At 66.8% G+C, this 14233-nt stretch carries 12 protein-coding genes; 7 read left to right on the forward strand and 5 right to left on the reverse strand.

Annotation, left to right across the window (positions count from 1 at the left end; all coding sequences use genetic code 11):
- Positions 1-90: 90 nt before the first annotated feature.
- The 4 genes from AIF0345_RS10570 to AIF0345_RS10585 are packed head-to-tail and all read left to right on the forward strand — an operon-like array spanning position 91 to position 5802.
- A complete protein-coding gene (locus AIF0345_RS10570; RefSeq protein WP_285297931.1) occupies positions 91-1350 on the forward strand; it encodes a PqqD family peptide modification chaperone in 1260 nt (419 codons plus the stop codon).
- 2 nt (positions 1351-1352) lie between these two features.
- Positions 1353-3776, forward strand: a complete 2424-nt coding sequence (locus tag AIF0345_RS10575) for an ATP-binding cassette domain-containing protein (protein ID WP_285296140.1) — start codon at positions 1353-1355, stop codon at positions 3774-3776.
- A complete protein-coding gene (locus AIF0345_RS10580) occupies positions 3773-5389 on the forward strand; it encodes a hypothetical protein (RefSeq protein ID WP_268918415.1) in 1617 nt (538 codons plus the stop codon). Before AIF0345_RS10575 ends, AIF0345_RS10580 begins: the two co-directional genes overlap by 4 nt.
- Positions 5386-5802: a hypothetical protein gene (locus AIF0345_RS10585; RefSeq protein ID WP_268918416.1), complete on the forward strand. Its 417-nt coding sequence runs from the start codon at positions 5386-5388 to the stop codon at positions 5800-5802. Before AIF0345_RS10580 ends, AIF0345_RS10585 begins: the two co-directional genes overlap by 4 nt.
- A 175-nt stretch (positions 5803-5977) precedes the next feature.
- Here the strand turns inward: AIF0345_RS10585 and tsf are convergent, their stop codons facing one another.
- The gene (gene tsf / locus AIF0345_RS10590; RefSeq protein ID WP_043560858.1) at positions 5978-6826 is read right to left on the reverse strand and encodes a translation elongation factor Ts; all 849 of its coding nucleotides are present in this window, start codon (positions 6824-6826) and stop codon (positions 5978-5980) included.
- A gap of 64 nt (positions 6827-6890) precedes the next feature.
- Positions 6891-7751, reverse strand: coding sequence for a 30S ribosomal protein S2 (gene rpsB, locus AIF0345_RS10595; RefSeq protein WP_043560861.1), 861 nt, complete (start codon positions 7749-7751; stop codon positions 6891-6893).
- 583 nt (positions 7752-8334) lie between these two features.
- Between rpsB and AIF0345_RS10600 the strand changes: the two genes are divergently transcribed.
- Positions 8335-8961 (forward strand): M23 family metallopeptidase, encoded by a 627-nt coding sequence (locus AIF0345_RS10600; RefSeq protein WP_268918723.1) that lies wholly within the window; start codon positions 8335-8337, stop codon positions 8959-8961.
- A gap of 61 nt (positions 8962-9022) precedes the next feature.
- Here AIF0345_RS10600 and AIF0345_RS10605 read toward each other — a convergent pair whose 3' ends face one another.
- From AIF0345_RS10605 to AIF0345_RS10615, 3 genes are all read right to left on the reverse strand, one after another.
- Positions 9023-10009, reverse strand: coding sequence for a tyrosine recombinase XerC (locus AIF0345_RS10605; protein WP_285296141.1), 987 nt, complete (start codon positions 10007-10009; stop codon positions 9023-9025).
- Positions 10010-10072: 63 nt separating this feature from the next.
- Positions 10073-10711 carry a response regulator transcription factor gene (locus AIF0345_RS10610; protein ID WP_285296142.1) on the reverse strand — a complete coding sequence of 213 codons (639 nt, stop codon included), beginning with the start codon at positions 10709-10711 and terminating at the stop codon, positions 10073-10075.
- Complete coding sequence (locus AIF0345_RS10615) at positions 10708-11949, reverse strand: sensor histidine kinase (protein WP_285296143.1); 1242 nt, start codon at positions 11947-11949, stop codon at positions 10708-10710. Before AIF0345_RS10615 ends, AIF0345_RS10610 begins: the two co-directional genes overlap by 4 nt.
- Positions 11950-12100: 151 nt before the next feature.
- Between AIF0345_RS10615 and AIF0345_RS10620 the strand changes: the two genes are divergently transcribed.
- Positions 12101-12820, forward strand: coding sequence for an ABC transporter ATP-binding protein (locus AIF0345_RS10620; RefSeq protein WP_268918719.1), 720 nt, complete (start codon positions 12101-12103; stop codon positions 12818-12820).
- Between the two features lie 3 nt (positions 12821-12823).
- Positions 12824-14227, forward strand: a complete 1404-nt coding sequence (locus tag AIF0345_RS10625; protein WP_268918718.1) for an FtsX-like permease family protein — start codon at positions 12824-12826, stop codon at positions 14225-14227.
- Positions 14228-14233: the final 6 nt, after the last annotated feature.

Consider the following 14233-nt stretch of genomic DNA (forward strand, 5'->3'; position numbering starts at 1 on the left):
ACCAGGGAACAGCATTCGCATACATGAACGTGGTGCCGATCTAACGCCCACGCAATTCTTCACCGCCAGCCCAGCGCGGGCTACTATTACATTCCCGATTCCGAAACGTCCACGGAGCGCGTCAACCGCACAGGGGAAGAGATTCTCGACCTCTGCACCGGAGACAACTCCCCCGAAGACATCTGCCAGATCATGTCCAAGCGGTACAATGAAGGCATAGACACCGTCCGATCGCTCGTCTACCCCTTTCTCGCAGAGTCTGCGGCCCGTAAGACAATCACTATCCAGAACGAGCAGGAGACCATTGAGGATCGAGCATCGGTCACCGGCTCTTACGATATGCGGATCCCCTTGATCGTCTCACTAGAGCTGACATCGGGATGCAATCTCGCCTGCACCCACTGCTACGCCTCCGCGAGCCTGGGCCGCGGAGAGCATCTCGCGGAGTCTCACGCCATCGCGACCTTGCAGTACTTAGCGAGCAACGGAACGTACTCTGTTCTCCTCACCGGCGGCGAGCCCACGATGCACCCCGCGTTTTCGCACATCCTGTCCACGGCGTCCGAATTGATGCGACTCGTTCGCGTGGCAACGAATCTGTATTCGCTTCCGGAACCGTCGCTCCGTGCGATCACCGACAACGACAAGGTTTCCGTCCAGACCAGCATTGACGGTCTTTCTGACACCCACAATCTCATTCGCGGCGGCAACTGCGCATTCGAAAAAACTATGCACAACGTAAGGCTCCTCGCAGCCGCGGGGAAGACCGTGATAGTAGCCATGACTGCCAATCGACTAAATTGGCGCGAGGTCGAGCAGGTCGTCGAACGGTGCGTAGACTCCGGGGCGGCCGCCTTCCGCCTCGGTCTCACCTTTCCCGTAGGAAGGGCCGCATTCTCAGGACTAGCGCTGGACCCCGTCGAGATCGAGACGCTTCAGCGCGACTGGGAGGGGATTGTCTCCAGATACTCCTCACCAACCTTTTCCCTCAATCGCTCCGAGGAGGCGCAGGACTACCAGGAGATCAGCGTGTCGAACAATGACATTCCTTCGTGCGGCGCAGGACATCTCATCGCTCACATCTGCGCCAACGGCGACATCAACCCCTGCCCCATGCTGCGCGTTCGCCTGGGAAACATCGTCACGAGCGCCCTCGACGATGCCTTCTCGGGTCCGCTCTACCCATTGCCCGACGATGCCGCTTCTCCCGGAGGCTCGCATTGTGCCGGCTGCGAGCTCGCAAGCATGTGCGGCCGTTGTCATGCGGTTGCCGCAGCCTGGTCTGATGGCGACGACTGCTGGTGGCGCGAAACTGACCTGGGTCGTCACCTCCTGGGCGTGAGGCACTGACCATGACGCCGGAGCCGTCGGCCAGATCTTCGCTCACGAGCCGGGTACGGGCGACAGTGCCGATGCTCTTCGGCGCTGTCGCCATCCTCATGGGCATCGCCGTCTACTCTACCGCCTCGATCAGCGCATACCCGCGCGTTCCTGATGGCGTGAGCCCCACCTCAGCGACCGCTTCCGCGTCGGCATTCGCCGAGGCCGTCGGGATCGGGGCGCTGGGGAACACACGGGTCACTGCATCATCAGACTCGATGGCCGCGACGTGGTTCACCCTCAATGGTCTTTCCGCCTCAGAGGCAGCTGGTCTGCCCATTTACTACTGGACCGTGAACGACGAGTCAAGCGATTGCTCCATCGACGTGTTCCTCGACGGGTCGGTAGGCGGCTTCAGATGCCCGGCCGACGCAGTGTCCAGCATCTCGGCGGAAACGCTGGTCTCCTGGGCGGGCGCCCGCACCACGACTGCGGGCGTTGAGGAGAGCGACGTGGATTCCATCCTGAATGGTTCGGGGTCCGGACGAACGCTCGTATGGTCGGACGCGGCTTACGGCGAAGCGGTCGTCGAATACACACTCGCACGTGAGAACGATACCGTCGTCATGCGGGACTCCCTTGTCCCGCCGGCCTCCGAGCAGTCCGCGATCGAGCGATCATCCTTCATCGGCGAGGCTACATCGACGGTCGGCTTCGTGTCGTGCCTGATACTCCTAGTCCTCGCCGTCGGCTCCTCGCTCCGGTCTTCTGTCGGCAGAGTCTCCTCTCGTCCGCTCACAGTCATCACTCTGGTTCTCGCGACCCTCGTTATGTGCTCCGCAGCCAACAGCCTCACGAGCACCACCATCGTCCCGCCGCCCGGCGTGTCGGAGAGCACATACATCCAGGCGCTGTTCCTTTCCAACGGCTTTGCCGCTGCGCTGCTCTTCCTCACCGTGAAAATATGCGGAGAGGCCGGTGCGGCCCTCACTCCGCCCTCGGGAGGATGCCTGCTCGGCCGGGTGACATGCCTCCCCCGTCGACAGGTCGGGCTCGGCCTTGTCACCGCGGCGGTTTGGCTGGCGGTGTGCTCCGTCGTCTATGCGTGGACCAACGAGAACGGACTGACTTCGGTCAGTCTGAGCCAACCGGACGACTTCGCCGCTGCAAGCGCCTTTCCTCTTGCAGCCCCATTACTGTCCTCGCTGGTCGCAGCGTTCCAGGAGGAGATCCTCTTCCGCTGGTTCGCCCTACGATACATCGCCTCCAGGACGAGGAGCCTTGCTCTGGCCATCACGGTCACAGCCGTCCTCTGGGCGCTCATCCATGCAAACTACAGGATCATCCCACCAGCTTCGCGCGTCATCGAGCTCGTCCCCCTAGGGATAATCCTTTCCGTCCTGAGCCTGCGTTATGGAGTCATCACTGCGATCGTCGCGCACTTCACGATCGACTACATCACCGAGGCGCTGCCTCTTGCACGCATTGCATCGCCACCTGAGACCGTCATCCTACTGGTTCTGCTCGCACTACCGGCCTCCATCTGCTTCATCCGTTGGACGCGCACGCCGATCGACCGCCTCGAGAAGATCGAGATGACCGGGTCCGGCTCGGAGCCGGCGAAGACAGATGCGCACCGCAGGCAGCTGGCAACACGCCTTCCTCGATCCAGTGAGCCCACCGAGAGAGGAACAAGTGCCATCACGGTCCGAGCAGCATGCAAGGTATTCGACGACATCACCGCGCTGCATAACGTCAGCTGCACAATGCAGTACGGGAAGATCAACTGCCTCCTCGGGCCGAACGGCGCCGGAAAGACTACCCTCATTCACGTCGTCATCGGGCAGGAGACGCTCACCGACGGCAGTGTCGAGCTAAGAGTCCAGCGCACCTCGCCACACCATGCGTGCGCGATCGGGTACGTCCCGGACGCGTCATTGGTGTACCCGCTGCTCACCGTTCGCGAGCACTTACGACTGATCGAAGCCGTATACCAGCTGTCCAGGTTCGACGTGTCGAACGAGAACGATCTTCTCAAGCGATTCGGATTGGAGAGGCATGCGAACCACCTTGCAAGCAAATTGTCTAGAGGACTCAAGAAGAGGCTGATGCTGGCGTGCGCCGTCCGCCAAGGAGCATCGATCATCATCCTGGACGAGCCCTTCGACGGCCTCGACCCAGCAGGCCAGGACACGCTGATGAAACTATTGGTTGACCTGCGGGACACCGGACGCTGCGTCCTCGTCTCGACGCATCGGCTGGATATCGCAGAGCGGATCGCTGACGCTCTTCTCGTCCTTAGCGACGGCGAGGTCGTGTTCTCCGGCACAGGAGCACAGTTTGCGCGCACAGGCCTCCCGTCACCGGGCAAAACGGCCTTCGAGGCGGCTTTCGCGGCCGTGAGCACGGCTGGCGGCCGTGCTCCCATGGCGGAGTGGGACGGAACGAGCACATGACACAGGCCGTTCACGCCCTGCTCAGTGCCCGCTGGAGGGGCGTGAGGAACAGAATAGCGGCGCTCCTGTCTCATTGGCCGGGCAGGGTCGGAGGTCTTGTCGCCGTTATCATCATTCTGCGGCTCATCCATGGCTTGGCCCGCATACCCGCATCGGCCTCGGGCACCGGCAACACGAACATCGCGACGACCGTGTACGCCAGCACCACCCTCCTTATCGTCTGCGGGTACGGAACACGATCAGTCGTTCGACCTCCTTTCGTCCTCGCGCTCGGCGACTTCGGTGTACTCGACGCGCACGCCCTGATCAGGCCCGCCCTGGTCGCCGGTCTCCTCGCTCGTGTCCCGATGGCCGCTTTGGTGTCGCTGCTTGCAACATCAGTGCTCGTGAACCTCACCCCTGAGGTCTGGCCGACAACGCGTTCACGCGCTGGGGCTATTCTTTTTCTCCTAGCAGGCCAGCTCGCGCTGACGTCGCTGCGGCTCGCCTCCGGGTGCGCGGCATGGGCGTGGCCGCGATGGAGGCTCGTGCTGGCGGGTGTGTGGATCATCCCCGCCGCCGGCTGTATCGCCCTGATACTCCTACGCCTCCCGTCCCAGGGAACGGATGCATTCTTGACCTGCGCCGGACTGTTCGCCCTCGTAGACGATCATGTCGGCTGTGCCGTCGCTATTTGCCTCCTCTTTTTCGCGATCTCCTCCTCAGCCGTCATCCGAGTCGCTCCGCGCCTAGTCCCGATATGGGCATCCACCAGTCGGCAGATCGCCACCATCATCGATCTTGCTCATGAGGCTGACGCGGCGGCGGCGCTTGCGTTAACGCAGTCCTCGCGAGCCAGGAGCAGATCTATTCCACGTTCTCTCGCCGGCCCCAAGGGCTTCCTCGGACGACAACTTATGGAAGCGCATCGCAGAAAGATCGGCAGGGCACTGGCCGCGCAGGTCGTATGCGCCTGCGCGCAGAGCTGGCTCGTGGCCCGTTTTCTGCCGTCCTGGTGGTTTTTTGCGTTCCTCGTCATCGGCTCTTTCGTCGTCCCGCAAGCGGTCCTTGACGGCGCGCTGAGTGAGGTTCGATATCCGGTCTTCGTTATGGCAGGCGTGCACGACAGACGGCGCGCGCTCGCTGCCTGTCTGTGGTCGTGCGTCCTACCGGCGAGCAGGGTGGTGCTGCTCCTCCTCTTGACGTCACTCAGTGCCATCACAGCGGGGATCAGCCCGCGCTTCGGGCTCATCGCAGTCGGTTGCGCCATCACCTGGGCGTCCTTCGCCGCGTGCTGCTCCAGTGCCGGTGCCCTCACTCGACTCTTCAGAAGCCGGACACGCGCGCCACGGGGATCAGCCGCAGTGGCCTCCTTGGGCGGGCCGGTGCTTCTGGCTGTCGGGCAGGCGGCGGCCCATCTCCCGGTATCGCACATCACGGTATCCGGAGTCCTCGTACTCGTCGTGCAGGCGGCGGTGGCCTTCGTCCTCTCGTGGGCCTTGCTGTACATCGCCATTTCTGCCGGAACTGATAAACGCTACACGATTCTGAGCGACGCTACCCTGTCGGCGCTCACGAATGACCTCGTCGCAGACACAGGCACCAAAAGGGAAGAAAGGAACGATGTGCAATGAGTGGCTTCACCCAGAGTGCGAAGACGGTGCTCAAGGACTCGAGAAACGCGGCCAGGCAACGGGGCGCGTCGCAGGCGACGGCTCTCGATGTCCTCATCGCCGCCATCCGCAGCTCGCCGTCTGTCGCCGCCGTCGCCGACGGCATCCACCTGGACTGGCACGACCTCCTGGCCGCCGGCGCCCAGTCCGATCGTCAGGGCCAGGGGCTGTTCCGTCTGCTGAAGAGGCCGGTGGGGTTCGACGACGAGACCAAGACGGTCCTTGTCAGGGCGACGGCGCTGGCGTCTGGTGGGGACGTATCCGCCCACCACCTTGCGGCGGCGGCGCTCGAGGTCGACGACGACCGCGTGTCCGAGCTGCTCGCGGTGAGGGGAACGGACCGCGCCTCACTGCGCGCCGCGCTCCTGTCCTGACCCGTCAACGCCGGGCCGGCCTATCGCTCGGGGCCGTCGTCGCGCGCGCCGGGCCCCGGCCCTGTGAGGGGTCGGGGCCCGGCGCGCGCGGCGGTCCGGGGCCCGGCGCGCGCGGCGGTCCGGCACCCGGCGCGTACGGCGGTCCGGCGCCCGTGGCGGCCGGGTTCCGGGTGGGTCAGGCGCCGACGCGGAAGCGGACGAAGCCGGTGAGAGAGCCGCCGGTGGCCTTGACGACCTTGCCGACCGTGGTCTTGGGGTCCTTGGCGTAGGGCTGGTCCACCAGGCAGTTCTCCTTGAAGTAGCCGTTCAGGCGGCCCTCGACGATCCTGGGGACGGCCTTCTCGGGCTTGCCCTCGGCGCGGGTGGTCTCCTCGGCGATGGCGCGCTCCTTGGCGATCGTCTCGGCGGGGACGTCCTCGCGGGTGAGGTAGAGCGGGGAGTAGGCGGCGACGTGCATCGCGACGTCGTGGGCGACCTCGGCCGCCGCCTCGTCGGTGCCGACGAGGACCGCGACCTGCGCCGGCAGGTCGGGGTTGGTGCGGTGCAGGTAGGTCTCGACCCTGGGGGCCGCCAGGCGGCCCACGCGGCGCACGACGATCTTCTCGCCGATGACGGCCTGCATGGAGTCGGTCAGCTCCTTGACGGTGGAGCCGCCTGTGGCGACCCCGGCGAGCTCCTCGACGGTCTCGGCGCCGGAGTCGACGGCCGCGTCGAGGACCTTGGCGGCGAAGTCGATGAACTTCTGGTTCTTGGCCACGAAGTCGGTCTCGGCATTGACCTCGACCAGGACGCCGACCTGACCGCCAGTGCCATCAGTGGCCTCGACGACCTTGGCGGCGATGAGGCCCGCGGTGGCGGAGCGGCCCTCGCGCTTGGCGATGCCCTTCAGGCCCTTGACGCGGATGATCTCAATGGCCTTCTCGGCGTCACCGTCGGCCTCCTCGAGGGCCTTCTTGACGTCGAGCATGCCGGCGCCGGTCTTCTCGCGCAGCGCCTTGATGTCAGCAGTGGTGTACTTCGCCATTAAATTCTCCTGGTTGTGCTGGAGTGTGTCTGTGACCGGCTGTGCTCGCCGGCAGGCGGGGCGCTCAGGCCTGCCCGCTCGGCTCGGCGACCGGCTGCTCGGGGGCGGCGGCCTGCTCAGCCTGCTCGGGCTGCCCGGCCTCGGCGCCGGCCAGGAGGGCGGCCTCCCACTCGGGCAGCGGCTCGGCGTCGGGCGCAGGGACCTCGGCCTCGGCACCCGTGCGGGCGCGGCCGGCGGAACGGGCGACGAGGCCCTCGGCGGCGGCGTCGGCGATGACGCGGGTCAGCAGGCTGACGGCGCGAATGGCGTCGTCGTTGCCGGGGACGCCGTAGGTGACCTCATCGGGGTCGCAGTTGGTGTCAAGAATAGCGACGATGGGGATGTTCAGCTTCCGGGCCTCCGAGACCGCCAGGTGCTCCTTCTTGGTGTCCACCACCCACACCGCGGCCGGCAGCCTGGACATGTCGCGGATACCGCCGAGGGTCTTGACGAGCTTGTCCTTCTCACGGCGCATCATGAGCAGCTCCTTCTTGGTGCGGCCGGAGCCGGCCACGTCGTCGAAGTCGATCTGCTCGAGCTCCTTCATGCGGTCCAGGCGGGTGCGCACGGTGGAGAAGTTGGTGAGCATGCCGCCGAGCCAGCGCTGGCTCACGTACGGCATGCCGACGCGCTGGGCCTGCTCGGCCACGGCGGCCTGAGCCTGCTTCTTGGTACCGACGAACAGGATGGTGCCACCGCGGGCGACGGTCTCCTTGACAAAGTCATAGGCGGTGTTGATGCCCTCGACGGTCTGCTGGAGGTCGATGACGTAGATGCCGTTGCGCTCGGTGAGGATGAAGCGCTTCATCTTGGGGTTCCAGCGGCGGGTCTGGTGGCCGAAGTGGACACCGCTCTCAAGGAGCTGACGCATGGTGACGATCGCCATGTCGGTCCTTTCGCGCGCAGTCCGGAGGTTGCCGGGTGCGCTGTGGGTCGTGGGGCGGTTGCCCACCGGTCTCGGCGGCGCCCCGGTATTAATGGTTCCTCCCCGTTGACCGGAGGGCCCGCGCGGCGGGCCGCGGCTCCGTCCCGGCGGAGGCCGGGAGGATGGGGCCTGGTGCCCGCGACGCGCTGCCACCCTCGCCGCCCGGATGCTCATCCAGACGGTTCAGGACCTCGGCCGCGACGCCCGAAAGGAATCCCCGCGCCCGAGTCGGACTGAGCCGGTGGGCGCGGGCGCGAGCACGCGAAGTCAGCCGCCCCCGGTCGGCGCCGAACCCGTTCAGGGCCGCTCCAGGCCGATCCAGAACCGATCCAGAACCGGTTCGCGCAGACCACAGGCGACTGCGACGGTGAGACTACCACAGCACTTATGACGATTCCGCACCGATCCGGGAGAATCTCGGGAGCGCGGGGATGTCGTTCCCATCACCTCACCGGGCTCCACAGGCGCCCGGGGCGCACCGCCCTCCACGGGGCTCGACGCCGTCGGGTGCGCCGTCCGGGACCCCCGGGGCAGCCTGATGGGCATGAGCACCGCGCACGCCTCCGCGCCGTCGTCGTCGGCCCGGCGCCGCCGGCCGCCACCGGGCCGCCGCGCCCGCCGTCTCGCGGCGGGCCTGGCCCTCGGCCTGCTGCCGCTGTCCGCCACCGGACCGCCGCCCGGCACCGCGCCGGCGCAGAGCCCGGGCCTCCCCGCGGCGGTCGTCGCGCGGGCGCCGGCTCCCGCACCGCGCCCCCGCTACGGGTGGCCGACCGGCGCCCCCGCGGAGGTGGTTCAGGGCTTCGATCCGCCCGCGGTGGTCTGGGGCTCGGGGCACAGGGGCGTGGACCTGTCCCTCGCGGCCGGGTCGCCGGTGCTCGCGGCAGGCGCCGGGACCGTGGCCTTCGCGGGCGCGGTCGCGGGCCGCCTGGTGGTCTCCATCGACCACGCCGACGGGATCCGCACCACCTACGAGCCGGTCGAGCCCTCGGTGGCGGCCGGGGACGCTGTCGCGCGCGGGCAGGTCATCGGCACGCTCGTCGCGGGGCACCGCTCCGACGGGGTGGACGCGCTCCACTGGGGGGCGCGCACCGGACCGAAGAGCTACGTCAACCCGCTGCGCCTTCTGCGGCCCGCCGTCATCCGCCTCAAGCCGCTGGAGGCCGGGCGGTGAGCGCGGCCGGGCCGGCGGGCCGGGCGTCGGCAGGCGGTCAGAGCCGTCAGGAAGAGCCGGCTCAGGCCCGCGGAAAGGCCTGGGCGTACACCGACCGCAGGCGCTCGGCCGACACGTGGGTGTAGCGCTGGGTGGTGGCCAGGGAGGCGTGGCCGAGCAGCTCCTGGACGCTGCGCAGGTCCGCCCCCCCGTTCAGGACGTGGGTGGCGGCGCTGTGCCGCAGCCCGTGCGGCCCGAGGTCGGGCACGCCCGCGAGCGCGGCCGCGCGGTGAACGACGTCGCGCACCGCGCGCGGGTCGAGGCGCCGTCCGCGCGCCCCGACGAAGAGCGCCCCGCCTGCCGCCCTGAGGGCGATACGCCCGCGCACCGCCAGCCAGTCCTCCAGCGCCCTGGACGCGGGCGCCCCGTAGGGCACGGTGCGCTCCTTGTCCCCCTTGCCCAGCACGCGCATGGTGCGGCGGGAGCGGTCCAGGTCGGCGACGTCGAGGCCGCACAGCTCCGAGACGCGCACCCCGGTGGCGTAGAGGAGCTCCAGGAGGGCGACGTCGCGCAGCGCCACAGCCCGTGCAGCGCCCTGCCCGCCCTCCTTCGAGGCGCCCTCCGCCGGGAGCGCGACCTCCTCTGCGCGGCGCGCGGCAGCCGCCAGCAGCGCCCGGGCCTGCTCCTCGGTCAGGACCGCCGGCAGCCGGCCGTCGGCCCGGGACGAGCGCAGCCGGGCGGCGACGTCGGCGGCGAGCAGGCCGCCGTGGTGCGCCCAGGCGGAGAAGGTCCTCGCCGCGGCCGAGCGGCGCGCGATCGTGGCCCGGGAGCCGCCGGAGGCCGACATCTGCGCCAGCCAGGCGCGCAGGTCGGCCAGGTCGAGGCTGGCCAGGGCCAGGGCGACCGGCTCCTCGGGGCCCTCCCCGACGCCGAGGAAGGTCAGCAGGTCCGCGAGGTCGCCGAGGTAGGCGCGCACGGTGTGTTCGGACAGGCCCCGCTGCAGCGACAGGTGACGGGCCCACGCCTCGCTCAGCTCGCCGCGGGTGCGCGGCCGGACCGGATCGCTCATGGGGGCAGGCTATCCCGGGTTCTGCGACGGTAAGGCCGGGCCCCGGGGCGAGTAGTGCGCCGTCTACCCGTTGAGCGCCTTGTAGAGGGTGAGTGCGAGCGCAGTACGATCACGCGCATCGAGCTTGCGGAGGAGCGCTGAGACGTGATTCTTCACCGTGCCCTCGGCCAGCACGAGCCTGGTCGCGATCTCGGTGTTCGTCAGGCCCTTGGCGACGAGCTCCGCAACGACGCGCTCGGTGCGGGTGAGGATTGCCAGCGCATTGTTCGTCGGCGTAGTGGCGTGCAGAGCCGCACGGGCGACACGCGGGTCGATGACCATTCCGCCGCGAACGACGGCGCGCAGAGCGATGGCGACTTCCTCCACAGACGTGTTCTTGAGCAGGAAACCAGAGGCGCCGGCGGACAGTGACGCCTGCACGAGCGCATCGTCGTCAAAGGTCGTGAGGATGAGGACCGGGATCTGGGGATACGTGCGCGCGCAGTGGGCGGCGAGCTCGACTCCGTCCATGCGCGGCATGCGCGCATCGGCGAGGATGACGTCGACCTCTGTGTCGGCAAGTGCGTCGAGGGCCGCGTACCCGTCCTTCGCCTGAGCGGTTACCTCGATGCCGTCGACGGTTAACAACAGCATGACCAGCCCTCGTCGAATCAGCTGCTGGTCCTCAACCAGTAGGACACGCACGGACTCCGCGTCATTCATAATGTGATGTCCTGCCGCTCGCCCGCTGCCTGGTTGCTCAACGGTACGCTGATCTCGAGCCGGAAGAGCTCTCCTACTCGGTGCGCCCGAAGTCGTCCTCCGCGCTGTGCTGCGCGATCGGAGAGTCCTCTGAGCCCGAAACCGAAGTCCGGTACTCCGTCGGGCGCGTCCGCGCCGGCGTCGCGGCCGAAGTCGTTGGTGATACTCAGATCGATTCGGCGATCGCGGCTGGTGAGCTCGATGTGGACGCTTCGCGCCCGGCCGTGCCGGAGCGCATTCGTCAGCCCTTCCTGGACAGCGCGATACATCAGGAGAGCGGTTCCATTATCGTTGGCGAGCTCGTGATCCGCCGTCTCATCCCCGCTGACGTCAACGGTCAGTCCGGTGCCCCGGAACGATTCCGCGATGAGCTCGAATGCGGCGAGCCCGCGCGCTGCGGCGTCTCGGACGGGGCTCAGGGCCCTGACCCAGGTCCTCATCTCGGCAAGCACCTCGTCTGCCGTGTTCTTCGCGGTGCGGATCTCCTCCCAGGCCTGATCCTCATCGGTTGATCGCACGCGTTCGGCCAGCTCAAGACTCATCGAGACGAGTGTCAGCCGGTGACCGAGCCCGTCGTGCAGCTCGCGGGCGCTGCGTGAACGTTCGTCCGACAGGAGGAGCTCCTTCTCAACCTCGGAGGCGTGCTGCAGGCGGTTGATGATTCTTCGGTCGGCCTCCCGCCGCTGCTCGAACCCGCGCAGGGCGATGCCCAGCACGATTCCGAAGCACAGGGCGACTGCCGCCGGTACGACGTTGACCAGCGCCCGGCCCGCGGCCGCGGCGAGTGTATGCCTTGGTCCGAGCCGCTCCGAGACCAGGAGGATGAAGCCCACTGCGGAGATCCAGATCGTGGCGTGGACTCCCGCGCGCGGCGAGACATCGACGACGGCGAACGCCACGACGAGCAGGAGGACCGGCAGGGTGAAGCCCAGGGTCCCGAACACCGCAACGGGGGTGGCCAGCATGACTGCAACGGCAGTCGCGGCGATCCCGTGGCCGGACTGGACCAGCCTGGGGCGCAAGAGCCACAGCGCCCCGATGATCGGCACCAGCGCAAGCCAGGTGACCGCGATGAACAGTCGCTCGCCCGTGCGCGTGTAGTCGATGATGCGCAAGATGGCGGCCAGGGCGAGGCAGCACAGGGCGACAGCCTGGAGCGCCACCAGGGTGCGATCGATGTTCCTGCGCCCAGAGCCCATGCCTCGCAGTATAGGGCTGTACGCGCCCGGAAACCCGTGACCGGGGTCATGACTCAACTCGTGACCACAGCGGGTAGAGACGGCTCCGCCGTCTGCATCAAAATCATGGCCGGCAGACGAAAACGTAGAGGAAATAATGAGGACCGTTTCAATGCCCACGCTCAGCGCCCATGCAGTACAGCGGGTGGTCACAACGGGCCAGACCAGGACAGAGGTGCTTCAATGCTGCGACCTTGAGCTGCGTGGTACCGGCCTGACAGCCGTGGTAGGCCATTCCGGCTCGGGAAAATCATCGTTTCTCATGTGCCTCAGCGGGCTGGACAAGCCAACGTCGGGCACCGTTGCGCTCAACGGCCGCGATATCTACCGGCAATCCCGAGCCCAGCGGGCGCGCATGCTCCGTCAGGAGATCGGATTCGTCTTCCAGCAGTACAACCTTGTTCCGTTTTTGAGCGTCGAGGAGAATATCTCACTGCCGTTTCGACTCAACCATGTAGCCATCCCCCGCGACGCGATAGATCAGCTGATCGACGCCTTCGGGCTGGGGCGCCGGCGGAAGGCCCCTGCGAGAACACTCTCGGGCGGCGAGCAGCAACGCACTGCCCTGTGCCGCGCTCTCGCACTGCGCCCCAGCATCGTCTTCGCCGACGAACCGACCGGCGCCCTGGATTCGCAGAGCTCCCAGCTCGTCCTGTCAACGCTGCGTCGTATGGCCAATGAGGGGCAGATGATCGTCATGGTCACCCATGACCTCTCGGCTGCCGCCCTGGCCGATTCCATTGTCATCATGCACGACGGTCGGACCGTTAAACGCTTAGGTGCAACCAACAGCCGGCAGCTGTTGGGCCTGATGACCGGGCTGAGGGCGTGAACGGTGCAGCGCTACGTCTTCCGCATGTTCGCTGACGAGTGGCGGCAGTGGACGCCTGCCATCGCAGTCGTCACGGTGATCACGGCGATGATCGGCCTGTGCGTCCATCAGCTCGCCTGGACAGGCGATCCGCGGTTCCGTGCCGCTGTCACGGCCGCAGGTGTACCTGTCGAAGAATTTCAGATCCTCTCAGTCACGATTTACATCGTCGTTGCACTCATCGCCTGGGTAAGTCTGACGATCGTCGGCAGAGCCTCGGTTCACTCGACCCAACACACCTATGCGCTGTGGCTGCTGCTCGGGGCATCTCCCTCGACCGTGTTCACAGCAACGCTTATCGTCCTGCTCGTCGTTGCCGCATGCGGGGCGGTCCTGGGGACGGTGGTCTCGACAATCGCTGGCTTCTGGGCGATCCCAGCATTTAATAAAGCATTTGCGAGCGGCCTCGATCTGCCTTCTTTCACATTATCAGTCTGGGCTCCGCCGGTAACAGTCGCCGTCGCTGTCGCCACGACGCTCGTCGGCGGCCTTCTCCCGGCACGTCGCGCCTCGCAGACACCACCGAGCGCAGCCCTTCGTCATCTCGACAGCGCCGCCAGCCGCAAACCCGCTGGGCGGTTCCTCCGTATCAGCGGCGGTGTCGTCTTCCTCCTCCTCAGCATTGGTCTTGTCGTCGCCGCCCGGTTCTCTGAGACGCTTGGACCCATCGGCCCGGGCCCCATGTTCAATCTCTCCGTCGATGCCGGCGGCTGTACCCTTATTGCGGTGTACCTCTTGTGCCCTGAGATCGTCTCCTCCGTCTTGCGGGTCATTCATACGGTGCTCGATCACGCCAGGCTTCCCGTGCCGGCCCTGGGCGCGCGGTCGGCGGCGGACCGCGTCTCGCAGAGCGTGACGACAATTGCCCCACTTGCCGCTGGGATGGGAGGCATCGGGCTGCTTCTATGCGCCATTAAATCTGTAACGTCATACATCGAGACCGTACAGCCGGGGACCCCGACCGATCTCACCGACGTCTGGACCATCGTTGCCGTCATCGCGGTATCCATGCTCGCCACAAGCGCAGCGGTGATCGCACTCTCTGCGCGCGGACGAGGACACGAGATCGCCCTACTTCAGGCAAGCGGCATGCAGGAGCAGCAGGTCTACGCAATGATCGCGGCAGAGACCCTCACCATGTCGATCACCGCTATCTTGACAGCATTGATCCCAGTTGCAGCTGGCGGTGTCGTTTGCGCACTCGTGACACACGCTGCAACGGGCAAGTATATCGTCGTATGGCCGCTTGAGATGCTGGTTTCCGGCTTGTTCGTCTCCTGGGCTGTGCTCTTCGCCATTGTCGCCGCACCGGCTATGGCACCACTTCGCAACGGGCCGGCAACGTATCTCCGTGAGCAGGGTGTCTGACATACC

The sequence above is a fragment of the Actinomyces israelii genome (assembly GCF_030253495.1).
Classification (GTDB): Bacteria; Actinomycetota; Actinomycetes; order Actinomycetales; family Actinomycetaceae; genus Actinomyces; species Actinomyces israelii.